Source organism: uncultured Marinobacter sp., from assembly GCF_913055835.1.
In the GTDB taxonomy this organism is placed as follows: Bacteria; Pseudomonadota; Gammaproteobacteria; order Pseudomonadales; family Oleiphilaceae; genus Marinobacter.
The window spans coordinates 23070-46408 of sequence record NZ_CAJXKQ010000007.1 but is presented as its reverse complement, the minus strand read 5'-3'; the positions used below and the strand labels follow the sequence as shown (position 1 = coordinate 46408).

The following is a 23339-nucleotide window of genomic DNA, read 5'->3' as shown; positions in this document are numbered from 1 at the left end:
TGCCGGCAACAAAGTCGAATCGGCGGGGGTGTGAGGGTGCTATTTCTGCAGGGAAACGACTGTCTGAGCAAAGCGAGTTTGGCTTCCCGAAAGAAATAGCACCCTCATGGCACCGCCAGTCCCCTAAGTTCAGATCGGCCTAATTCCACAGGCCCCCAGTCTTCAGAGCGTCTCTGAAGAAACGCCGGCGTAAAAAACCGGCCCTCAAGACCCCGCAGGTTAGTCTCTGGCCCCGGGGTCTTTTTTCGCGCCCTTGAAATCCCCCTGAAACGCACACAGGTATATGGTTTGAACTCCACGGAAAAAAGGGAAAACCAAAATGCCCAAGCATTTCGAAAAGGCCCCCGGCCTACACGAAGAACCCGTTCCCGAAACCGAAGGTTACGTCTTCAATCAGACCATGATGCGCATCAAGGAACCCGAGCGCTCCATGGACTTCTACACCCGAGTGATGGGCATGCGCCTGGTTCGCAAACTGGACTTCCCGGAAATGAAGTTCACCCTGTATTTCCTGGGTTATCTGGATGATCGCCAGGCCGGCCTGGTGCCGCAGGATGACGCCCACCGCACCACCTACACCTTCGGCCGCGAAGCCATGCTTGAGCTGACCCACAACTGGGGTACCGAAGACGACAACGACTTTGGTTACCACAACGGTAACGACGAGCCCCAGGGCTTTGGCCACATTGGCGTAGCGGTACCAGATGTGTACGCCGCCTGCGACCGCCTGGAAAAGCTGGGTGTGGAATTCGTCAAGAAGCCGGACGACGGCAAGATGAAAGGCCTGGCTTTTATTAAGGACCCCGACGGTTACTGGATTGAAATCCTGCAGCCAGACATGCTCGAGAAGCAACGCAAGGAGGCTTGATCCTTCTTACTCCGCACCGGCCTCCTGGCCGGCGGCGGGTTTGCGGCCGTAGCGGGAGGCCACCACCACCGCTGCGGTCAGAATCAGCGCCCCAGCAATTCCGATCGGCCCCAGAATCTCCTCCAGGAACACCCAGGCCAGCAGCGCTACAAACAGCGGTTCCAGAGTCACGATAATGCTCGAAAGCGTGGCCGGTGTTGTTTTCATGCCCGTGAAGAAACACACGTAGCCAATGCAGGTTGGCACCACCCCCACATAGACCACCATCAGCCAGTGCCCGAAGTTGAGGGTTTCCAGCCCCTCGAATCCGCCAGACAGGGCTACCACCGGAAACAGAATCAGCGCCGCCGTAAAGAAGCAGATAAATGCCGTAGTGAACACCGGCGTGCCGGCGGAGCTGTAGCGGCTGGTGAGCGTGAAGCCGGTGTACACGCAGGCGGCCAGTAGCGCTACCAGAATGCCGGCGAGCCGAAGGGTGCCTGTGGTGTCCATATCGCTGAGCACCAGCATGGCGGTGCCGGCAATGGCGGCAAACAAAGAGAGAACGGTCAACAGACCGGGTTTCTCTCCCAACAGGGGCGCCGCCAGAATGGCCACCAGTACCGGTGGCAGGCAGAGCGCAATGAGAGTGGCAATGCCGGCGCCGGTGAGGTCCACGGCGAGAAGGTAGCTGCCCTGGTAAAACGCCTGGAACAGGCCAAGCGCCGCCAGCGGAACCAGGGTCTTGCGGGTGAGGCTCCTTAGCGAACTGCCGGGCACTTTGGCGCCTGGGCTGGCGCGCTCAAGGCGAACCTGCTCCCGCCGCATCAGCAGCCAGAAAAACGGCAACGCCACCGCCAGCCTCAAAAAGCCCAGGGTAATGGCCTGAAGCCCGGTACCGGTAAACAGAAATTTCGCAACAATGCCCGTGGTCGCCCATAGCAGGGCAGCCAGGGCGATCAACAGGGCGCCTTGGATCATTCAATAATCAACACAATCAGCTCTTTGGGACCGTGAACACCGTAAGCCAGAGTTTGCTCGATGTCGGCGGTTTTGGAAGGGCCAGAGATTAGCAGGGCATTGGTCGGCATGCCAGCGGCCCAGTTCTGGGCCTTCATGGCTTCGTGGAAGGTGGTATAGAGCTCCGAGGCCTTGAGGATGGCAATGTGCACTGGTGGCACCAGGCTCATAAGTCTTGGCTCATCATTGTTTGGCCACAGGATCAGAGATCCGGTTTCGGCAATACCACCGCGGGTAGACGTAATGCTGGCATCCACTTCGTTGAACAGGTGGGCCTGCCAGCTCTCGATGGGCTCGTCGTAGATCAGCAGCTCCGGCAGATCGTCCCGGCCGGCGCCGCGCAGGGCCTGGCCGATCTCGTGCTGCTTTGGTACCAGCAGGTTTCGCGCACCGCGGGTATTCAGCACCTCAGCGAGGCGGTCCATCCAGCTCTCCTCGCTAACGTGATGCACCTCGCCGTGTACGGACTCGATCATCTTCTCGAATCGCTCAATGCGCTCATTGGTGGGCCAGTCCGGCCGTGCAAGCACCGAAAAATCACACTCGGGTACCGTCAGTTCGCCCCCCGTGCGGTTGCGCAAACGCTGAAGAATCGTTTCCCGGGAACTCATTGGCCACGCTCCTTCATCCGCTGGTGCAGGGTTTTGGCCGCCAGCTTCGGGGCCGTGCGGTAATCGGTCCAGGCGCCGGCTTTCGAGGGTTGTAATGCCCTGAATTTGCTGGCGACACCGGTGCCGAAACGGTAGATGCCAGGGCTGGCGTGCATCCAGGCCCAACCCTTCCAGATCATCGCTTCCATGGAGCTGCGTTTGGCACCATGACCACGCACCTTGGCGGGGTGCAGTTTGTCACCATCCACCGATTCCTGGCGCAGCCGCACTAACAGATCCGGAATCGGAATCTTCACCGGGCAGACCTCGCCGCAGGCGCCACACAGGCTGGAGGCGCTGGGCAGATGCCGGCCCTCGTCCAGGCCAATCAGGTGCGGCATCAGGATCTTGCCGATGGGGCCCGGATAGGTGGTGCCGTAGGCATGGCCGCCCACCCGTGTGTATACCGGGCAGTGGTTCATGCAGGCGCCGCAGCGGATGCAGCGCAGGGTGTCCAGCAGCTCGTCGTCCTGGTAGATGGACGAGCGGCCGTTATCCACCAGCACCAGATGAACTTCCTCCGGCCCGTCCAGCTCTTCGGCCTTGCGCGGGCCGGAAATCATATTGAAGTAAGTGGTGATGTGCTGGCCGGTGGCAGAGCGGGTCAGCAGGGCAAGCAGGGCAGAGACGTCCTCCATGCTCGGCACCACCTTCTCGATGCCGGTTACGGCGATGTGGCACTTTGGCACCGTCGTGGTCATCCGGCCGTTACCCTCGTTTTCCACCAGACACAGCGTGCCGGTCTCCGCCACCGCAAAGTTGACGCCGGAAACGCCGACATCCGCGTTCATGAACTTTTCGCGCAGCTGCTGGCGGGCGCTGGCGGTGAGGTATTCAACATCGTTGGAGAGATCCGTGCCGGTTTTCTCATGCATCAGCTCGGAGATCTCACCGGTGTTTTTGTGAATGGCCGGCATGATGATGTGCGAGGGCGTCTCATCGGCCAATTGCACAATGTACTCGCCCAGGTCCGATTCTAGGGCCTCAATGCCTTCGCCCTCGAGGTAATGGTTGAGCTCCATTTCCTCGGAGACCATGGACTTGCCCTTGATTACCGTCTTTGCATTCCGGGCCTTGCAGATATCCCGCACGATCCGGCAGGCCTCGTCGCCGTCCACCGCCCAGTGCACCTTGACGCCGTTTTCCGTGAGCTTCTGCTCAAGCTGTTCGAGTAAGTCGGGCAGGTTGGCCAGGGCCTTCAGACGGATGTTGGCGCCCAGATCCCGCAGGGTCTCCAGATCCCAGCCCTCAAAGGCATTCCTGCGCTTGGACATCAGCCCGTCCATGGCACTGCGGAAGTTCTTGCGGATCTTGGGATTGTGGATGGCCGCGTGAACGCGAGGATGAAATTCCTTCACGTCGATGTGGTGGTCGGTACGCTCGGCAGTCTCGGTCATGACTCTTGCCCTCCCTTTTTCCCGTCACCCCGGTTTCCTTCGCCCCGGGTCCGCGCCCAGAGGAAACTGAGAATGTGCTCACCCCGAACCGGCTTCTGGTTCTTCTCGGCGTAGCCGTCGATGTTCATAAGGCAGCCGCAATCGGTGGTCACAAAGTGCTTTGCGCCCGCGTCCACCAGGGTGTCCACCTTCTCGCTCACCATAGCCCCGGAAATCTCCGGGTGACGCACGGCGAAGGTACCGCCAAAGCCGCAGCATTCCTCCGGCCGGGCCTGTTCCACCAGGTTCACGTTCTTCAACTGGCCCAGCAGCTTCGGGCCCACTTCGGCCACGCCCATTTCCCGGCGAGCCGAACAGGAGGTGTGCATGGCCACCGTGGTAGGCTCGCCCAGGTCCTCCAGCTTTACGTGGCAGACGTTCAGCAGAAAATCCGTCAGCTCCCAGACCCGGCCGGCAATCTCGGCGGCTTTCACTTCTTCTGTGGTGTCCTTGAACAGGTCCGGATAGTGCTTGCGCATCATGCCGCCGCAGGAACCGGAAGGCACCACAATGGGCCAGTCTTCCGGGAACAGATCCAGCTGTGCGCGGGCCACCGACCGGGCCTCGTCGTGGTAGCCCGAGGTGTAGGCGGGCTGGCCGCAACAGGTCTGGTTGTGCGGGAACAGCACTTCTATGCCTTCGCGCTCCAGCAGCTCAACACCGGCAATGCCCGCATCCGGGTAGAACATGTCCACCAGGCAGGTGCCGTAGAAATAGACTTTTGAAGGTTTGGATGGATAAACCTTGATGGGATCAACCATGGGCCGACGCTCGTCATTTTGAATTGTTATCCAGCAATAATAGGGTGGCGAGCGCGGTGTTGCCAGACGACTTTATGGGCAGCCGGAAACAGAAAGGAGAGCAATGCGGAAAGAGAAGAAGGGCAGCGGCAGCGTGCCACTGCCCGGGGTATTACTTTACGGTCAGGCGCGCGGCGTTCTTCTCGATGGTACGCTCGCCAATGCCTTTTACATTCGCCAGGTCTGCGGTAACCGCAAACGGACCATTGGCCTCGCGATAGGCAACGATGGCTTCAGCTTTGCTCTGGCCAATGCCGTTCAGGCTGGCGAGGGTGGCTACATCGGCGGTGTTGATATTGATGGCAGCTTCCTGGGCGTAAGCAAAACCGGTAACCAGGCTGAACAGCAGAATGAGAGTTGCGAAAAGCGGTGTGCGCTTCATGGGTGTAAGCTCCTGAGGCTAATTTGCGTTTTTGGTTGTATGCCAGGGCGAAAAGCAGAAGAAGCGAAATGTAAGAAGAGAGCAGAAATGTCTGAGAGGGGTGGGGAGTGCACGGACGGGACCACATTCCTTGTGATCCCCGATTCCGTGGCTGACCCCTGCCTGTTCCTTCAGGCGTGCGACTCATCCTGAGCGCGTCTTCCCTGTGGTCATCCCTGTAAGCCCCGATCCTTTGGGCAACTCCATATCCATGGAGTTTTCATCCTTGCGGCTTCGATCCTTGAAGCTCTCGTCCTTGGGCCAACATTCCGTGCTGGCTTGTCATCCCTGACACTGACCATTCTACTGTGGTTAGAATTCCTACCTATCGGAGAATTGCTCCGGGGGTTGTGCGATATGTCTTACAGCTTTGTAAGCATTTCGGCGGCAGTCAAAATGAACCGGAGTTCAGTATTTACGGGGCCTGCGAGGCAATTTCTTGCCCGGTGAGTTAGCGTTGAGTCAGATGAGATTTTCATCTGACTCCACTTTCAACGGGCTTCTGTCGATGCGCTGCGGCAGCCTCCCGAATTCGCTCCATGGTAATTTCCCGAACCGCTTTCTGGCTGGCCCGGATATGGTGGGTCAACCGATCCGCCGCTTCACTGGCCATGCCATTTCGAAGCGCTTCCAGAATAGCGGCATGCTCCACATAGGTGGCATCTACCCGGTCATCGCGCGTGAAGTCCAGGCGCCGGATAATCCGGAGCCGGTCGGTTATCTCCCGATGAATCCTCGTCATCTCCCGGTTGCCGGCCGCAGCCACCAGGTCGCAATGAAAACTCTCATCCAGCGCCCGAACGGTGCTGCCCACCGCGCGCTCAGAGGGGTGATCCGGATTCCAGATGGCGGTCAGCATGCGGATTGCCGAAGGTTCCTCATCCAGCCCACAAATCTTGTGCATGGCTGCCCGTTCCAGGGTAATCCGCAGGTCGTACAGCTCCTCCACCTGACGGAAATCAAACGGCTTAACCTGCCAGCCACTGCGGAACAACACCTCCACGTAGCCTTCCCGCTGCAATCGGTACAGGGCCTCGCGGACCGGCGTGCGGCTGGCATTCAGGCGAGTGCCCACATCGCCCTCGCTGAACTTGTCACCAGGGATCAGGCGGAACTCAAAGATGTCGTCCTTCAGGGCCTCGTAAACCCTGTCTGCCATCGACTCTTTTCTTTTGGTGTTTGTTGCCATTCTTCTGTTCGCCCTCTTTTCGGGTCGCTTTTTAAATGGAGTATGGCCGCTGGGCCGGCTGGTGGGGTGCGGGTTTCAAAAGACGCCGTGAACCCATCCCTGGGGGCTTGATCGCAGCATCCATGCTGCTCACACTTTTGAAACCCGCACCCCACCATCCGACCCAACTCCCTTTGCTTGCCAAAAAATAAAGCCGGCTATTCGATGAGCTCCCCTTAAACATGGGGTCAACTTTGACGCATGGGCAAGCAAATCACCTTTCTTTCATCCAAACCGCAAACTCCGAGTTACATGCGCCGGTGGGGGTAGGCCTGTCACAGACTGTGAGCAGCAAGGATGCTGCGATCAAGCCCCCAGGGATGGGTTTACGGCGTGTCTGTGACAGGCCTACCCCCATCGGCGCCCCCACCGAAGCCAGCGGCCAGAGGCGGCCAGCGCCAAAGCCAGACCAAACCTCAAACTTTGATGCTCAACAAAGGCTCCCCAGGAGTAACGGCCTTACCAGGCTCCACGTGCATGGCACTAATCTCCCCGGCCTGTGTGGCGTTTATCTCGAACTCCATCTTCATAGCCTCCACGATCACCAACGGATCACCCTCGGCCACGGTATCGCCGGGCTTCACCAGACACTTCCAGATGTTGCCGGCAATCTCGGCGCTCACCAGTTCGCCGAACTTCGCCAGATCGGATGCGTCTGCTTTCGGCGGGGCCTTGGCCAGTTTGTCCAGCTCCTCGGCTTCGCTGTCTTTCCACAGGGCCACCTCTTTAGCATAGGCCGCCTGCTGCAGTTCGCGGAATTCGGCGATGGAGTCGGCGTTGGCGTCCAGGAAGGCCTGGTGGGATCTGAGGTCGAAGGTTTCTTCCTCGATTTTTACGGTCAGTTGGCCAGCGCGGAACTGGTCGCGCATTTCGTCCAGTTCGGCTTCGGTCACCGGGTAGTAGCACACCTGGTCGAAGAACCGGAGTAGCCAGGGGGCGCCTCCGGCGAACTGGGGGTTCTTCAGGTACTTGTTCCAGATCGGCAGGGTGCGGCCGACGAGCTGGTAACCGCCAGGGGAGTCCATGCCGTAGATGCACATGTACACGCCGCCGATGCCCACGGTGCCTTCAGCTGTATAGGTACGGGCCGGGTTGTATTTGGAGGTGAGCATCCGGTGCCGTGGGTCCAGGGGCACGGCGCAGGGAGCGCCCAGGTAGACGTCGCCCAGGCCGAGCACCAGGTATCTTGCCGAGAACAGGATGTCGCGGACGGCTTCGCGGCTGGGCAGGCCGTTGATGCGTTGCATGAAGTCGACGTTGTTGGGGAGCCAGGGGGCCGTGTCGCGCACGGACTGGCGGTATTTATCCACCGCTTCGAGAGTCGCGCTGTCTTCGAAGGCCATGGGCAGGTGGATGACCCGGCTGCGCACTTTCAGTTCGTCGGTGGGCGGCAGGGTGGCTTCCAGGTCCAGCAGGTAGGTCATTAGCGCTTCCTGGGTGAGGATACGCGCGTCATACCGCAGCTGCAGCGAACGCACGCCCGGCGACAGTTCCAGCAGGCCGTTGGGCTGTACATCGGCGATGGCTTCCATCAGGGCGTGGATGCGCAGGCGGAAGCCCAGGTCCATTACGTTGGGGCCGTATTCCAGAAGGATGTACTGGTCGCCGGCCTGGCGGTAGGTGACTTCCGGGCGGCCGTCGGTTTCTTCCAGATGCGCCAGGATGGTGGCGGAGAGGTCGTTCACCGGCGCAAGATCCGGCGCTACCAGGTCTACCATCGGCGGTGCCATCAGGCTCTTGATGGCTAGCTCCTGGCGCTCGGAGAGCTTCACCGCGGTGTCGTTATCAATGGCCACGAATCGGATGGTGTCGCCGGGTTTCACCTGGCCGACTTTCCAGAGCTCCGCCTTGGCGATGGTCACCGGGCACACAAAGCCGCCCAGGCTGGGGCCGTCCTTGGTAAGGATGACCGGCATGTCGCCGGTGAAGTTGATGGAGCCGATGGCGTATTCGCAGTCGTGGATGTTCGAGGGGTGCAGGCCCGCCTCGCCGCCGTCGGCCCGGGTGAACTCCGGTTTGGGGCCGTTCAGGCGGATGCCCAGGCGGTTGGAGTTGTAGTGCACTTCCCAGTCCTGCTCGAAGAACTTCTCGATGGATTTCTCGGTGAAGAAATCCGGTGCGCCGTGGGGGCCATAGAGCACTCCGATTTCCCAGTGGTCCGGATAGTCCGGGATCAGATCCGGGTCCGCCGGGGCAGGATCGTGTGTCGGTGCCGTGGTGGTGCAGGCCGGCAGGTCGATCTGGCTGATTCCCAGCATGTCGCCGGGGCGCAGGGGCCGGCCGCCGTGGCCGCCGAACTGGCCGAGGGCGAAGGTGGAGCGGCTGCCCAGATAGACCGGCACATCAAAGCCACCGCGCACGGCCAGGTAGGTGCGACAACCCTTGATGGCCTTGCCCACCGCCAGAACCTGGCCGGCTTTCACGGTAATGGGTTTCCAGAACTCCACCGGCTTGTCGTCAAGGGTGGCATCGGTAAGTGCGCCAGTGAGTGCGACCACCGATTCCTTGTGGAACTTCAGGCTGGGACCAATCAGGGTGGCTTCCAGCCCCGCCGCTTCGGTGTGGTTGCCCACGATGCGGTTGGCAATGCGGAAGGCATAATCATCCATGGGACCACTGGGCGGCACGCCGATGTTCCAGTAGCCCACTCGGCCGGGATAATCCTGCACCGTGGTGTAGGTGCCGGGTTTGACCACTTCCGCTACTGAGGGTTTGAACTCGAAGCTCTCCAGGGCTCGGGTGGAGACAATGCCATCGGCAAAGCTCTGCTGGGCCACCACCTGGCGCAGGTAATCCAGGTTGGTGGCAATGCCCATCAGCCGGGTTTCCGCCAGGGCGGCTTTCAGTTTTTCCAGGGCGTCGTTCCGGTCTTTGCCGTGCACAATCAGCTTGGCAATCATCGGGTCGTAGTGGGCGGACACTTCGCTGCCGTTTTCCACCCAGGTATCCACCCGCACATCCTCTTCCGGCCAGTGCACGTCGGTCAGTTCTCCGGGGGAGGGCTGGAAGTCCTTCAGCGGGTCTTCGGCGTAGATCCGCACTTCCATGGAGGCGCCGTTCAGCTCCGGCTCGAAGTTCGCCAGGTCCGGGCTTTCGCCGGCGGCGATCTTCAGCATCCACTCGATCAGGTCCAGACCGGTGACCGACTCAGTCACCGGGTGCTCTACCTGTAAGCGGGTATTTACTTCCAGGAAGTAGAATTCGTCGCGGTCGGCGTCGTAGATGTATTCCACAGTGCCGGCAGAGCGGTAGTTCACCGACTGCCCGAGGGAGACGGCGGCATCCAGCATCTTCTGGCGGGTGGCAGCCGGCAGGTTCGGGGCCGGGGTTTCTTCCACTACCTTCTGGTTGCGGCGCTGCAGGGAGCAATCCCGTTCGCCCAGAGCCACCACATTACCTGCGCCGTCACCGAAGATCTGCACTTCCACGTGTCGGGCCCGGGCGATGAAACGCTCCAGGAACACACCGCTATCATTAAAGAAGCTCTGGCCCTGACGGCGCACGGTCTCAAAGGCGTCCTTCAGTTCGCTTTCGCTGTTGCAGCGGGTCAGGCCGATGCCGCCACCGCCGGCGGTGCTTTTCAGCATCACCGGGTAGCCCAGGCGGTCGGCGGTTTGCAGGGCTTCGTCCAGGCTTTCCAGCAGGCCACTGCCTGGCGCCAGGGGCACACCGGCGGCTTCCGCCAGTTCCCGGGCCCGGTGCTTCAGGCCGAACTCGCGCATCTGGTCGGGCGTGGGGCCGATAAAGGCAATGCCATCGGCCTCGCAGGCCTCGGCGAAATCGGCGTTTTCGGAGAGAAAGCCATAACCCGGAATAATGGCCTCGGCGCCGGTGTGCTTGGCGGCCGAGAGAATCTGGGCTTTGTCCAGATAGGTCTCGCTGGCGCCGTTGCCAGTCAGGGCCACGGATTCATCGGCCAGGGTTACATGCAGGCTGTGGCGATCCTGGTGGGAATAGACAGCCACACTGCCAACGCCCATGGCCTTGAGTGTACGAATGGTGCGGACCGCGATTTCGCCTCTGTTGGCGATCAGTACTTTGCTAAACATAAAGGTGTCTCTCCTTGTGAACTTGGGGTCAGAAGAACTTTTCTTCTGACCCCGTTTTCATCTGACCCCGATCAGGAATTGATGAACGCGCGCCAGCCGCCGAATTCGGTAACATCCCGAGCGCCCTCGAAGCCGTAGCCTTCGCAGATAAAGCCGTTCACCCAGCGGCCATCGGCCAGCTCCACATTGCCGATGCCCAGGGGCGCGGGAATCAGATCCACAAAGGAGCCAAAGGCCGAGGCGGGCATTTCCCAGACTTCCACGATGATTTGCTCGCCTTCACCCGCTGCTACCCGCTTCAATCCGGGTTTGGGCGGCGTGGTGTTGGGCAGGGCGTAGAGCCGGTAATGGGCAGAAGTGGTGGTTTGCTCCAGCAGCACCGAGAATCTTTCGGTAAGCTGGGTGTTCAGGGGCATGCCGCTGAGGTGAGCGCCCACTACCGCCACCTGAACCGTGGGGGTTGAGATGGCCGCGCCAGGCTCCTCCTCGGGGCGGGGTTTGTCGGTGGCGCCCAGTTTGGTCGGGTGGGCGTTCAGCCATTGGCAGGCCAGGTGCTGAAGTTCGGTGTCTTTCCAGGCGCCGCTGATCAAGGTGACGCCAAAAGGCAGGCCGTCGTCCCGGAAGCCGGCGGGGATCGCCAGGGCGCTCATGTCTGCCAGGTTCACGAAATTGGTGTAGGTGCCCAACTGGCTATTGAGGGTCACCGGGTCGGCGTTGACCGCTTCAATGGTGGGTGCGGTCGGCGCCGTGGGTACCAGCAGGGCGTCAATATCGGCCAGCAGCTCATCAATGTCGCGTTGCAGCTCTTCCTTCCGGTACTGGGCCTTGAATGTATCGGTGGCGCTGAACTGGCCGGCGTTGCTGATAATGCCCTTAACCACCGGGTTCATCTCATCGGCGTGGCTGGCCATGAACGCTTCCACGGCGGCGTGGCGTTCGGCCACCCAGGGGCCCTCATAGAGCAGTGCCGCCAGTTCCAGCATGGGGCTGAAATCCAGGGGCACCAGTTCCACATCCAGCCCGCGCCACAGGCTGATGGCGGTGTTCCAGGCCGCTTCGGCCTGCTGGTCATCGAACCATTGCGGGTGTTCCGGAATGGCGAGCCGTTTGATCGGGCCGGGCCGGCGAAGGGCGGGGCCATCCAGGGGCAGGGCGTAGGGTGCCTTGCGAGAGAACGCATCTTCGGTGTCGAAACCAGTCATCACATCAGACACCAGCCCGGCATCGTTAACGGTAAGCGCAAAAATGGACACGCAATCCAGGGAACGACAGGCCGGCACCACGCCACGAATACTGAACTTGCCTTTGGTTGGCTTCAGCCCCACCAGGTTATTCAGCCCGGCTGGTACCCGGCCGGAGCCGGCGGTATCGGTGCCCAGGGAAAACGGCACCAGGCCCCGTGCCACCACCGAAGCCGAGCCGGAACTGGAACCGCCGCTGACCACCTCCGGCTTGAAGCTGTTGGGCACCGGGCCATAGGGCGAACGGGTACCCACCAGGCCGGTGGCGAACTGGTCCAGGTTGGTCTTGCCGATCAAAACTGCGCCGGCAGCCTTCAAACGGGCAATGGTGGTGGCGTCTTCTTCCGGGGTGTAGGCGAAGGCCGGGCAGGCGGCGGTGGTTTCAAAGCCCTTGGCATCTATGTTGTCTTTTGCCGCGAACGGAATGCCATAAAGCGGCAGCGCGGCCTTATCGCCACCGGCGGCTTCCAGGGCCTGCTCCAGTTCTGCCAGGGCGGCGGCCAGGCCGTCGCCATCCAGCAGGGAAATCCAGGCCACGTCTGTGGTATCCAGCCCCGTCAGCAACTCACCCAGCAATGACGCCGGCGAAGCGCCTTCTTTATAGGCGTTCTGCCAGTCCTTTATGGTCCATCCGAGTGTTGAAGGCATTGGTCGTCCTCATGTGCGTTATCAACTTGTATACATGTGGAATGGCAATGCCTGTGCCATTTGCGGAAATTTCTTGATAACCCATTAAAAACAGTGAGTTAGCAATTGTTGGGGTGAGAGTGCTTCAGCGCAGTGCGCCCAAGGCCGGTGCGGGTGCACCAAAATTGAACGGTAAAACAGAGGTTTGGCGGGGTGTTGATAGCTCCCTGGCATCTCGGGTTTGGCTTGTATACTAGATAACTGTTTGTTTTAGCGGGATATACATGGAATGTGGAACAGCAGATGCAGTGGCTGTGGTGCGTTTCAAGACGAACTGCATACCCCAACTCAAGAAAAGGACGCAAAACATGAGCCTCAAAAAACACGTGAAACTGGGCCTCTCTGCACTCGCACTTTCCATCTCTTTCAATTCCATGGCCGCGGAAGATCCCATCAAGGTGGGCATCCTGCACAGCCTCTCCGGCACCATGGCCATCAGTGAAACCGTTCTGAAAGACACCGTTGAAATGCTGATCGAGCAACAGAACGCCAAGGGCGGTGTGCTGGGTCGCCAGATGGAAGCGGTGGTTGTGGATCCGGCCTCCAACTGGCCGCTGTTCGCCGAGAAAGCCCGCGAGCTTCTGGCCCAGGAAAAGGTCGACGTGATCTTCGGTAACTGGACCTCGGTTTCCCGTAAATCCGTACTGCCGGTGGTAGAAGAGCTGAACGGCCTGCTGTTCTACCCGGTGCAGTACGAGGGTGAGGAATCTTCCGAAAACGTCTTCTACACCGGCGCGGCACCCAACCAGCAGGCGATTCCCGCGGTGAACTACCTGATGAACGAAATCGGCGTTGAGCGCTGGGTGCTGGCGGGCACCGATTACGTCTACCCGCGCACCACCAACAAGATCCTTGAGACCTACCTGATGGACATGGGTGTGGCCAAGGAAGACATCATGATCAACTACACACCGTTTGGTCACTCCGACTGGCAGAACATCGTCTCCGACATCAAGCGTTTCGGTTCCGCCGGTAAGAAGACTGCCGTGGTTTCGACCATCAATGGCGACGCCAACGTGCCCTTCTACCGTGAGCTGGGCAACCAGGGCATCTCTGCTTCCGATATCCCGGTGGTTGCCTTCTCCGTGGGTGAGCAGGAGCTCTCCGGTATCGACACCGGCCCGCTGGTTGGCCACCTGGCCGCCTGGAACTACTTCATGAGCGTGGACAACGACGCCAACTACGACTTCATCGACCAGTGGATCGAGCACACCGGCAACGAGCAAGCGGTGACCAACGATCCGATGGAAGCCCACTACATCGGCTTCAACATGTATGTGGAAGCGGTCAAGAAAGCCGGCACCACCGATGTCGATGCGGTTAAAGACGCCATCATCGGCGTAACCGTGCCCAACCTCACCGGTGGCTACGCCGCCATGATGCCCAACCACCACATCACCAAGCCGGTGCTGATTGGCGAGATTCAGGACAACGGCCAGTTCTCCGTGGTCTGGGAAACCTCTGGTCTGGTCGCTGGCGATGCCTGGTCTGACTACCTGCCAGGTTCCCGCGACATGATCGCCGACTGGCGCAAGCCCATGTTCTGCGGAACCTTCAATACCGCAACCGGCACCTGCGGTGCGTCTGCCGGCGAAATGGCGGCTGAAGAAGCCGAGTAAGGCTTCGACGGCATAGCGCTATGGACTAGCACCATGGACAGCCGGGGGTAGTTGCGCAGCTCCCGGCTGTTGCCCCGCAACACGCTTGAAACAGGACACACTCATGAGCATCTGCCGATCGCTCACATTGCTGCTTATCGCCCTGATTGGCCTGTTGTCGCTCCCGGCAACGGCACAGGAAGACGACCCGGGCAAGGCGTTGCTGATCAATCTGGCGGAAGCGCCGGCCAGCAAAGTGGAAGAGGCGGTGAACGCCATCGTCAGCAGTGGTGATGAAAGAGCCAGGGGCTGGCTCGAAGCCTACGGAAACAACCGCCTGAGCCGGGTTAAAGACACCGGGCAGGTTGTACTGGTACTTAACAACCGGGGCAGGGACTGGGAAATCGCCGACCCGCTGACCGGAGAGAACCTGGGGGAAATGTCCCGCCGCGAGCTGGACAGGGTCGCCATCAACAACCGCATACGTGGCCAGCTTGAAGGCATATTGGCGATGCTGGACCTGAATGCCAAAGACCCGGATGTGCGCGAAGCCTCCGCGCAGGACATGATGGGCAAAGTGGACGCCTCACTGGTTGCGCCGCTGGAAGCGCAACTGGCAAAGGAAGAAGACGCCGCAGTGCGCAACCGAATTGAAGAAGCCCTGGCCATCTACCGGGTGAGCGAGGGCAACCTGGAGGCCGTGGACGTGCTCGCCGGCAGCCTGCACCCCGGCGCCCGTGCCGCCCTCAACGAAGCGGCCCGCAGCGATAACGCGGCCCTGGCCGCCAGTGCCACTGATGCCCTCGAGAGCATCGAACAGAAGCTCAAACTGAACCGTGCCGCCGAGACCCTGTATTTCGGCCTCTCCCTCGGTTCGGTCCTGGTACTCGCCGCCATTGGCCTGGCCATCACCTTTGGTGTGATGGGCGTGATCAACATGGCCCACGGCGAACTGATCATGCTGGGTGCCTACACCACCTGGGGCATGCAGCAACTCTTGCCGGGCCAGCCCGGCCTGGCGCTGATTCTCTCGATACCCGCCGGATTCCTGGTGGCTGCCACCGCCGGCATCATCATCGAGCGCAGCGTAATCCAGTACCTCAAAGGCCGCCCGCTGGAAACCCTGCTGGCTACCTTCGGCATCAGCCTGATCCTGCAGCAGTTGGTGCGCACGGTGATCTCTCCGCAAAACCGCACCGTGGTAACCCCGGACTGGATGAGCGGCTCCCTGGTGATCAACGACGCGCTCTCGCTCACATTGAACCGTCTCTACGTGTTGGCCTTTGCGTTGATTGTCTTCGCCGGGCTGATGCTGATCATGCGCAAGACCCGCCTGGGCCTGGAAGTGCGCGCTGTAACCCAGAACCGGGCCATGGCCCGCTCCATGGGCATCCGCGCCACCCGGGTAGACATCATGACCTTTGCCCTGGGCTCCGGCGTGGCCGGCCTGGCCGGGGTGGCGCTGTCCCAGCTCACTAACGTGGGCCCGAACCTGGGCCAGAACTACATCATCGACTCGTTCATGGTGGTGGTGTTCGGCGGCGTCGGTAACCTCTGGGGCACGCTCATTGCCGGGCTTTCCCTGGGCACCATCAACCAGCTGCTCGAACCCTGGGCCGGTGCCGTACTCGCCAAGATCATCGTGCTTGTGTTCATCATCCTGTTTATCCAGAAACGGCCGAAGGGGCTCTTCCCCCAGAAAGGCCGGGCAGCGGAGGGTTAAGCTATGTGGTTAACAAGACCCTTACAGGAACGTTCAACGCAGATTTTCCTGGGCGTGCTCTTCGCTGCGGTGTTGGTGGTGACCTCCCTTCACCTGTTCATGCCCCAGGACAGCGCCCTGCACGTGAGTGCCTTTACCGTCACCCTGCTGGGCAAATACCTCTGCTACGCCCTGCTGGCGGTGGCGGTGGACCTGGTGTGGGGTTACCTCGGTATCCTCAGCCTGGGCCACGGCGCCTTCTTTGCCCTCGGCGGCTATGCCATGGGCATGTACCTGATGCGCCAGATTGGCGATCGGGGCGTGTATGGCGACCCCATCCTGCCGGACTTCATGGTGTTCCTGAACTGGCAGGAGCTGCCCTGGTTCTGGCACGGCTTCGACATGGCCTGGTTTGCCTTCCTCATGGTGCTGCTGGCCCCGGGGCTGCTGGCATTGGTGTTCGGCTTCCTGGCCTTCCGCTCACGGGTGACCGGGGTGTACCTCTCCATCATCACCCAGGCACTCACCTTCGCCCTGATGCTGGCCTTCTTCCGCAATGAGATGGGCTTTGGCGGCAACAACGGCCTCACCGACTTCAAGGACATTCTCGGCTTCAACCTGCGCACCGACGCCACCCGCCTTGGTCTGTTCATTGCCACCGGCATTGCCCTGGCCATTGGCTACGTGATCTGCCGGGGCATCGTGACCAGCAAGCTGGGCCGGGTGAGCGTGGCCTGCCGGGATGCCGAAGCACGTACCCGCTTCCTCGGTTACCGGGTGGAACGGGTTCAGCTGTTCGTGTTCGTGGTGTCCGCCATGCTGGCGGGTGTGGCCGGGGCCCTGTATGTGCCGCAAGTGGGCATCATCAACCCCAGTGAATTCTCGCCCCTGTTCTCCATCGAGATCGTGGTGTGGGTGGCCCTGGGTGGCCGGGCAACGCTCTACGGCGCGGTGATCGGGGCCATCCTGGTGAACTACGCCAAAACCGTGTTCACCGGCATTATGCCCGACGCCTGGCTATTCGCCCTCGGCGGCCTGTTTGTGCTGGTAACCGTTTTCCTGCCCAAGGGCATTGCCGGGCTGCTGCAGAAACGCCGCAAAGCCAAAACCGATGACGACACACCCACCGGGCAGGAGGCCACCGCATGAGCATTTTTCAGGAGCTGACCAACCGCGACCAGGTGTTCGACTTCCTCGCGCCGGTGCAGTCCCCGGTGGACGTGCGCCACGGCCCCATCCTGTACCTGGAAGACGTGAACGTAAGCTTTGACGGCTTCAAGGCCATCAACAACCTCAACCTCACCATCGACGACGGCGAGCTGCGCTGCATCATCGGCCCGAACGGCGCGGGTAAAACCACCATGATGGACATCATCACCGGCAAAACCCGGCCCGACACCGGCTCGGTGTGGTTCGGCAGCCGCCACAACCTGCTCACCATGAACGAGCCGGACATCGCCAGCCTCGGCATCGGCCGCAAGTTCCAGAAACCCACGGTATTTGAAGCCCTCACAGTGTTCGAAAACCTGGAGCTGGCCATGGCGGCGGACAAGCGCGTGTTCCCCACGCTCACCGCCGTGATGAAAGCCGAATATCGGGACCGCATCGACGAAGTGCTCGAGATGATTGGCCTGAAAGACCTCCGCGACCGCCTCGCCGGCATCCTCTCCCACGGCCAGAAGCAGTGGTTGGAAATCGGCATGCTGCTGATGCAGAAACCTCGGCTGCTGCTGGTGGACGAACCGGTCGCCGGCATGACCGAACAGGAAATGGAGCGAACCGCCGAACTGCTCACCAGCCTGGCCGGCAAACAGTCCGTAGTGGTGGTGGAACACGACATGGGCTTCGTGCGCTCCATCGCCAGAAAAGTGACCGTGCTGCACCAGGGCAGCGTGCTGGCCGAAGGCACCATGGACCAGGTCTCCAACGACCCGGAAGTGATCAAGGTTTACCTGGGGGAGGAGGCGTAATGCTAAAGATCCAGAAGCTCAACCAGTTCTACGGCGAAAGCCACACCCTCTGGGATCTGGACCTGGACGTACCCCAGGGCCAGTGCACCTGCGTAATGGGCCGCAACGGCGTGGGCAAGACCACCCTGATGAAATGCATCATGGGCGAGGAAACCACCAAAAGCGGCAGCATTGAATTTGCCGGCGACGTGGAACTCACCAAAAAGAAAGTGGAAGACCGCTCACGTCTCGGAATTGGCTACGTGCCCCAGGGCCGGCAGATTTTCCCGCTGCTGACCGTGGAAGAAAACCTCCGCACCGGCCTGGCCGTGCGCAAGGACGGCAGCAAGAAAATTCCCGAGCGGGTGTATGAGCTTTTCCCGGTGCTCAAGGAAATGCGACACCGGAGAGGCGGCGACCTCTCTGGCGGCCAGCAACAGCAGCTGGCGATTGGCAGGGCGCTGGTGATTGAGCCCAGACTGCTGATTCTGGATGAGCCGGGGGAGGGGATTCAGCCGAATATTGTGGCGCAGATTGGGGAGGTTATTCGCAGGCTGATAGAAGAGGATGGGCTGACGGTGCTGCTGGTTGAGCAGAAGTTGCCGTTTGCTCGCAAATACGCCGACCGATTTGCGATTCTGGATCGGGGGAGGCGGGTTGCTGAGGATGAGATTGCGGGGTTGACTGATGAGCTGATCAGGAAACACCTGACGGTCTAGCTACCCGGGTATCCTTCGCTTCGCGAGCCCCAAGAGCCCTACCTATAAGAACTCCATGCCGAGCGATGCTTAGCGCGGAGTTTTTGTTTTCGGACTAATGGAGGCGAACTACAAAAATTGGGTGCAGATCGACGAAGCAGCGATGACTGGATTTAAACAAAAGCGGACATTCAGAAATTATGGAATTGACCACGAAAGCGAACCTTTTACAGCGCTTTGATATCGAAATTTGCCTCTGGCTCAGGGCTCTATGAGGTCGGATTTATTAGTCTTGAACGGATCGAAGTTCCAGGTTAGAAGTGTTTTTTGGGCGATTCCCGATTGTTCGGTAGCCAGCGGCGCACTTGTGTGATGATATTTTCAGTGCCTTAGGGCCTCAAACCAGTTCATCGTTAGGTAGTATCGGTTGAACTTCTACTTGATTTACCTTTCCCTAAATTTTCGATAGCTTATACCCAAAGCGCCATAAGTGCGTGAAATTCTCATCGACTCAGGGAAAAATGTGAAAATCACCAGCTTCAAGGATGTTGACTCCCTTCATCACAGTGAGTTTGAAGAATTTGTAAAAGATCTTTTTTTGGGTGCTGGCTGGACCGATGCATACATCACAAAAGTAGGTGACGAATATAAATCCGGCGATGGCGGTGTCGATATTTTTGCCTATAGAAATGGCAAAAAATTTGCCATCGAAGTTAAGCAAAGGAACATTAACTCCGCGGTTGACGTAAAAGCGCTCAATCAACTTGTCACCGGAGCTCGCCTCGGAAAAGCATCAAACTTAATACTGGTCACTAACTCATATTTCACCTCGGAGGTCTTAACCAGGGCTCTTAGACTAGGTGTGGAGTTAATAGATCGAGATGAGCTTCAGAATCTTTGGCTTGCGGGTCACTCCGAAATTGGCAGGGAAATTAAGCCTAGAAAATACCAAGCGGATATAATTGACGAGTCGCTAAAAAAATATGAGTCAGGATCTAATAAGCTATTAATTGAGATGGCCACTGGGCTTGGAAAAACCTATACCGTAGCGCTTTTGATAAAACGATTAATGGCCAAAAGCGTTGGTCGAACCAAAAAAGTCCTATTTATTGCGCACCAAATAGAGATATTGCTACAAACCGTAACAGCATTTAAAAACGTATTCGGGATTGGAAATTATTCCTTTAGTGCCTGTTTTGCAGGAGTGTCAGCAGAAAATACCGATTTTGTCTTTGCGAGCTTCGATACACTGTACTCAAAGCTCAGCGAACTTCAGATGAATCAATTCGATTTTATAATTGTAGACGAGGCCCACCACACCCCAGCTTCTACTTACCGGCAAGTCGTTGAAGCTTTTTCTCCTCAACTGTTAGTCGGACTAACCGCTACACCGTTCAGATCAGACAACCAAGATGTAAATGCATTCTTCGGCGGAGAAAGTGGGCATGTTGGGAAGTACGATCTCGTGTGGGCACTCGCAAACAAAAAATTGGCCTTTCCTAGATATCATGTACTTTTGGATGATCTCGACCAAACTAAGATTAACCAACTGAAATCTGGTTTGTCCATTTCCGACCTTGACAAAAAGCTTTTTTTGCATAAAAAGGATAAGGAAGTCGTTGGTATTATAGAGAAGACGGTAGAGGAAAAAGCTCTTGCTCCAGTAAAAGGTATTGTCTTTTGTAGGAGCATCTCTCACATAAAACATCTAATTAAGTTTTTTAAATTAGGCTCCGCAGTATATGTGCACTCCAAGCAAAGCCAAGATGAAAGGCGAGAAAATATACGAAAATTCCGCGAGGGAAACGTAAGCTATATTCTCGTTTGCAACTTGTTTAACGAGGGGGTAGATATACCTGAAACCAATCTCCTTGTATTCATGCGATACACTGGATCCCAAACTATTTGGCTTCAACAATTGGGGCGTGGGTTAAGAAAAACACATAATAAAGAGTATGTTGACGTCCTAGACTTTGTCGGCTCACTTGAACGACTACAAGAGGTTACAGGCTTCGCCCGTGCCGTAAGTAATACACAACCGGATCCCTCGGAAGCTAACGATGAAGGAAGTAAAGAAAGTTCACCAGTGCACGACTCATCAATTGAGGTGGTATACAGTGAATCTGCGGCCCAGGTTCTGGATCTAATACAAAGTCTGCAATATAGACTGAACACTCGATCAGAACTGATAAGAAAGCTCGAGGACTTTTATAAATCCGAGAAGCTTTTGCCAACTATAAATCAAATCGAAATGTATTTGCCAGAGCTTTCGGGTGACCAGATTGCTACGCACTTCGGTTCCTATTTTGGGTATTTGAGTGCGGTTTTTGACAATAAAACTTTCATAAAAGAAGTCTCTGGCAAAATAAGCCATTTTATTGACGATTATATTTCTACCAACCTAATCAGGCCGAGCTTAAGGGCGGTCTGTTCGGGCATGAGTTTTGGTTTCTTGCCTTATGTAACGGAAAGAGAGCTTGAGGTTTTGGGATTTTCAAAACATGAAGAAGATATTGATGGAAAAATACAAGAAATCTCTAAAGATCGTATTAAATCGAATCCGGATAACGAACACCTCAAGTTTAGATCGGATAACGAATACTTAAGCCCAAAGCCAGGTTCTTTTAATGAAGGATCATCTGACATTATTGGGAAATATATTAATCAGGTTTATGGGATGAAAGATTTTGAAAGTCTTTCCCTAGAAGAGCAGGCCATTATAAAAGATCGTTTCAGATCTCCATTTGTTTTCATTTCCAAACTGAATAAGGCACGTAAGGCAATAAAATGAATTACTGCGATTTTGACCGGTCGATATTAGAAATTGATTCTTTTGGACCGCACAAAAAAGTCATGCAGCGAATTGTCTACGGAATGAAAGAAGGTTTCATTGGGAATGGGATGGTTCTGACCCTTCGCGATGTTTTGGAGCTAAGAGAGAGTGAGTTGAGGAAGATTCCTCATCTTGGCGATAAGTATATAAGCTTGTTCAATGACCTGAAGGCAGATCCTTTAGGAGCTTTTGTGCCTTCAAAAGGACAGAGCCCCGACGATAAACCTGATCTCGCGAATTTGCTGATATTAGCTGAAAAGGTTGAGTTAAATCGGATAAATTTGGCGTCTAACGACATCAAGGCACTTAAAAAACTAGAAGGACTGGGCCTAGATACCTCGGTAAAAACCATTATAACCTCATCTTTAAGCGAGCTAATTAAAGTAGACGGTTTGGGGAAAACCGTAGCTGAGCGTATTTGTTCATTGAGGGACATGTGCCTCAATGATCTTAGTCGGAGTAATTCAGGTGAAATCGATATACAAAACTTTGAGAGTACCTTACTCCTACCTAAGGATTTCGATAACCTAGAATTAGGTTCTGTAGATGAGATTTTAATGGAGGATTTGTATTCATTCTTTGTGTCACTAACAGATAACGAGCAAACGGTCTTTTCAGGACGGTTGGGTTTCACACAGGAGAAGGAAACTCTTGAAGAGATTGGGAAAAGGCTTTCCTTGACTCGAGAGCGGATACGGCAAATTGAAAAGAAAATTAATCAACGATTTCGATCTCAGAAACGCCTTGGTGACGAAGTCATAAAGAATCTGATAGAGAAGAATTTGGACTTTGATCTTGCGTCGAAATTTCCTGTGCTTTCTGAATGTTTCGATAAAGAACCGAATTTTATTGAGTTTCTTGAATTTTGTTCCGGTGGTTTTGACATAAAGGGTAAGCTTAACCCTGATATCGATAGTCGAGTTCTAAGGGATTTGTTCGTTCAAGAAGGCGTTCCTTTGAGCAAGGCCGAGGTCCTCGAATATTTGGAGAAGAATATCGAGCCAGAAATTAAACTTGAGATTGCACTGGACCACTTGGTTAATAAAAAATTTCTTAGAGTCGAAGGCTTAAATGTGTTTCCCGCTAACCTGAACAAGCCTGATTCCGTCGCCTCAATATTAGCCAAAAATCCCAAGGGGTTGCCGTGGAAGGATATTGCTAAAATTGCCAATCATATGAGTTTGGGTAAGGCGAATTTTGATGTCACTCGAACAGATCATGCTGCCTATACGGATAGCGATAATGTTTATTTGTCTGGAAAAGGGATATATTCACATACCAAATTTTTGAAGGTATCGTCTAGCGAAATTGAGCGAATCCTAACCGAGTTACGAGCAGCATTAAATGAGTTTCCCAGGGATGCTGCTCACCTAAATGAGGTGATTTTGGAAAATGAATTTTTTCAAAAGACGGATTACTTCGAACTAAGATATATAATTAAAATGTATGGAGTTGAAGAAGGTATATATTTTAACGGAAAATCTCAGGCCGATACCGTCAGTCTTCAAAAAGGATTTAAGCCGGTTAATCAAAAAGAAGTCATATTAGAGCAGTTGCGGTCTAACGAATCTGCACTTACAAAAAGTGAAATTGCTCAGTTTATTAAAAGCAAGAGTCTTAATCATGCTAGTCTATATGTTGACGAAATGACAAAAGAAAGGAGAATCGTTCAGGTCGATAGGATGCTTTATACCACCCCCGAAAAGGCTTTCGACGGGTTGAACTTCTCGGAGTTAGGATATTTTCTGCGGAATAAGATTTTGGAGTTGGGAAAACCGGTTCATTCAAGCGTCCTTCAACCCATTGCCAATAGTGAATTCGGCTTTGCATACTCTTCAAGTTTTTACGATGCGTTCCTCAAATTTTGGTGCGACGATCTCGAGCTATTCCGGGCGTCTCAGTTTTATTCTGGTACTCCTATAAGCTTTAGTAGCTTTGGCGATTTTTTTGATCAAAATATTGATGGGTCCTATTCAATTGGGGATGCGCTAAAGTTAGTTAACGAAAAGCTTCAAGTAAGTGAACGCGTGTCTCAGATAGCCTATTGGAACTGGCGCGCATCTAGGTCCCTTTGAAAGCATTCCAACTAGGTAGAGATAACTGGGGTCAGTCCATTCCGGCCTGTGGCGTTCACCGGACGCTCCTCTAGCGGCGCCACTAAAAAACGCTCCGGGCAGATT

At 56.5% G+C, this 23339-nt stretch carries 16 protein-coding genes; 8 read left to right on the top strand and 8 right to left on the bottom strand.

What is annotated here, in order from left to right; genetic code table 11:
* Positions 1-319: 319 nt before the first annotated feature.
* A complete protein-coding gene (gene gloA / locus QZ534_RS06050; protein WP_296932646.1) occupies positions 320-868 on the top strand; it encodes a lactoylglutathione lyase in 549 nt (182 codons plus the stop codon).
* Between the two features lie 6 nt (positions 869-874).
* Here gloA and QZ534_RS06045 read toward each other — a convergent pair whose 3' ends face one another.
* The 8 genes from QZ534_RS06045 to atzF all read right to left on the bottom strand — a co-directional run bounded on the left by QZ534_RS06045 (position 875) and on the right by atzF (position 12340).
* Entirely contained in the window at positions 875-1828 is a 954-nt protein-coding gene (locus QZ534_RS06045; protein WP_296932642.1) for a DMT family transporter, read from the bottom strand.
* A complete protein-coding gene (locus tag QZ534_RS06040) occupies positions 1825-2478 on the bottom strand; it encodes a lactate utilization protein (RefSeq protein WP_296932639.1) in 654 nt (217 codons plus the stop codon). Before QZ534_RS06040 ends, QZ534_RS06045 begins: the two co-directional genes overlap by 4 nt.
* A complete protein-coding gene (locus tag QZ534_RS06035; RefSeq protein WP_296932637.1) occupies positions 2475-3914 on the bottom strand; it encodes a LutB/LldF family L-lactate oxidation iron-sulfur protein in 1440 nt (479 codons plus the stop codon). Before QZ534_RS06035 ends, QZ534_RS06040 begins: the two co-directional genes overlap by 4 nt.
* Complete coding sequence (locus QZ534_RS06030; RefSeq protein ID WP_296932634.1) at positions 3911-4714, bottom strand: (Fe-S)-binding protein; 804 nt, start codon at positions 4712-4714, stop codon at positions 3911-3913. The genes QZ534_RS06035 and QZ534_RS06030 overlap by 4 nt, the downstream gene beginning before the upstream one ends.
* 151 nt (positions 4715-4865) lie before the next feature.
* Positions 4866-5135 carry a ComEA family DNA-binding protein gene (locus QZ534_RS06025; protein WP_069184402.1) on the bottom strand — a complete coding sequence of 90 codons (270 nt, stop codon included), beginning with the start codon at positions 5133-5135 and terminating at the stop codon, positions 4866-4868.
* A gap of 514 nt (positions 5136-5649) precedes the next feature.
* Positions 5650-6333, bottom strand: coding sequence for a GntR family transcriptional regulator (locus tag QZ534_RS06020; RefSeq protein WP_296932630.1), 684 nt, complete (start codon positions 6331-6333; stop codon positions 5650-5652).
* Between the two features lie 485 nt (positions 6334-6818).
* Complete coding sequence (gene uca / locus QZ534_RS06015; RefSeq protein ID WP_296932627.1) at positions 6819-10451, bottom strand: urea carboxylase; 3633 nt, start codon at positions 10449-10451, stop codon at positions 6819-6821.
* A 71-nt stretch (positions 10452-10522) separates the two neighbouring features.
* Positions 10523-12340, bottom strand: a complete 1818-nt coding sequence (gene atzF / locus QZ534_RS06010) for an allophanate hydrolase (protein WP_296932624.1) — start codon at positions 12338-12340, stop codon at positions 10523-10525.
* 347 nt (positions 12341-12687) lie between these two features.
* Here atzF and urtA point away from each other — a divergent pair, with 347 nt between their 5' ends.
* The 7 genes from urtA (at position 12688) to QZ534_RS05975 (ending at position 23234) form a co-directional block, all read left to right on the top strand.
* The gene (gene urtA / locus QZ534_RS06005; protein ID WP_296932621.1) at positions 12688-13998 is read left to right on the top strand and encodes an urea ABC transporter substrate-binding protein; all 1311 of its coding nucleotides are present in this window, start codon (positions 12688-12690) and stop codon (positions 13996-13998) included.
* Positions 13999-14101: 103 nt separating this feature from the next.
* On the top strand, positions 14102-15700 hold the full coding sequence (gene urtB / locus QZ534_RS06000) for an urea ABC transporter permease subunit UrtB (RefSeq protein WP_296932618.1): 1599 nt from the start codon (positions 14102-14104) through the stop codon (positions 15698-15700).
* A gap of 3 nt (positions 15701-15703) precedes the next feature.
* Complete coding sequence (gene urtC, locus QZ534_RS05995) at positions 15704-16828, top strand: urea ABC transporter permease subunit UrtC (protein ID WP_296932615.1); 1125 nt, start codon at positions 15704-15706, stop codon at positions 16826-16828.
* Complete coding sequence (urtD, locus tag QZ534_RS05990) at positions 16825-17649, top strand: urea ABC transporter ATP-binding protein UrtD (protein WP_296932611.1); 825 nt, start codon at positions 16825-16827, stop codon at positions 17647-17649. Before urtC ends, urtD begins: the two co-directional genes overlap by 4 nt.
* Positions 17649-18347, top strand: a complete 699-nt coding sequence (gene urtE, locus QZ534_RS05985; protein ID WP_296932608.1) for an urea ABC transporter ATP-binding subunit UrtE — start codon at positions 17649-17651, stop codon at positions 18345-18347. The genes urtD and urtE overlap by 1 nt, the downstream gene beginning before the upstream one ends.
* 469 nt (positions 18348-18816) lie before the next feature.
* The gene (locus QZ534_RS05980; RefSeq protein ID WP_296932605.1) at positions 18817-21117 is read left to right on the top strand and encodes a DEAD/DEAH box helicase family protein; all 2301 of its coding nucleotides are present in this window, start codon (positions 18817-18819) and stop codon (positions 21115-21117) included.
* Positions 21114-23234 (top strand): sigma factor-like helix-turn-helix DNA-binding protein, encoded by a 2121-nt coding sequence (locus QZ534_RS05975; protein WP_296932602.1) that lies wholly within the window; start codon positions 21114-21116, stop codon positions 23232-23234. The genes QZ534_RS05980 and QZ534_RS05975 overlap by 4 nt, the downstream gene beginning before the upstream one ends.
* Positions 23235-23339: the final 105 nt, after the last annotated feature.

Coding starts and splice junctions, on each gene's coding strand:
- gloA (WP_296932646.1), top strand. CDS start 320: ATGCCCAAGCATTTCGAAAAGGCCCCCGGCCTACACGAAGAACCCGTT.
- QZ534_RS06045 (WP_296932642.1), bottom strand. CDS start 1,828: ATGATCCAAGGCGCCCTGTTGATCGCCCTGGCTGCCCTGCTATGGGCG.
- QZ534_RS06040 (WP_296932639.1), bottom strand. CDS start 2,478: ATGAGTTCCCGGGAAACGATTCTTCAGCGTTTGCGCAACCGCACGGGG.
- QZ534_RS06035 (WP_296932637.1), bottom strand. CDS start 3,914: ATGACCGAGACTGCCGAGCGTACCGACCACCACATCGACGTGAAGGAA.
- QZ534_RS06030 (WP_296932634.1), bottom strand. CDS start 4,714: ATGGTTGATCCCATCAAGGTTTATCCATCCAAACCTTCAAAAGTCTAT.
- QZ534_RS06025 (WP_069184402.1), bottom strand. CDS start 5,135: ATGAAGCGCACACCGCTTTTCGCAACTCTCATTCTGCTGTTCAGCCTG.
- QZ534_RS06020 (WP_296932630.1), bottom strand. CDS start 6,333: ATGGCAGACAGGGTTTACGAGGCCCTGAAGGACGACATCTTTGAGTTC.
- uca (WP_296932627.1), bottom strand. CDS start 10,451: ATGTTTAGCAAAGTACTGATCGCCAACAGAGGCGAAATCGCGGTCCGC.
- atzF (WP_296932624.1), bottom strand. CDS start 12,340: ATGCCTTCAACACTCGGATGGACCATAAAGGACTGGCAGAACGCCTAT.
- urtA (WP_296932621.1), top strand. CDS start 12,688: ATGAGCCTCAAAAAACACGTGAAACTGGGCCTCTCTGCACTCGCACTT.
- urtB (WP_296932618.1), top strand. CDS start 14,102: ATGAGCATCTGCCGATCGCTCACATTGCTGCTTATCGCCCTGATTGGC.
- urtC (WP_296932615.1), top strand. CDS start 15,704: ATGTGGTTAACAAGACCCTTACAGGAACGTTCAACGCAGATTTTCCTG.
- urtD (WP_296932611.1), top strand. CDS start 16,825: ATGAGCATTTTTCAGGAGCTGACCAACCGCGACCAGGTGTTCGACTTC.
- urtE (WP_296932608.1), top strand. CDS start 17,649: ATGCTAAAGATCCAGAAGCTCAACCAGTTCTACGGCGAAAGCCACACC.
- QZ534_RS05975 (WP_296932602.1), top strand. CDS start 21,114: ATGAATTACTGCGATTTTGACCGGTCGATATTAGAAATTGATTCTTTT.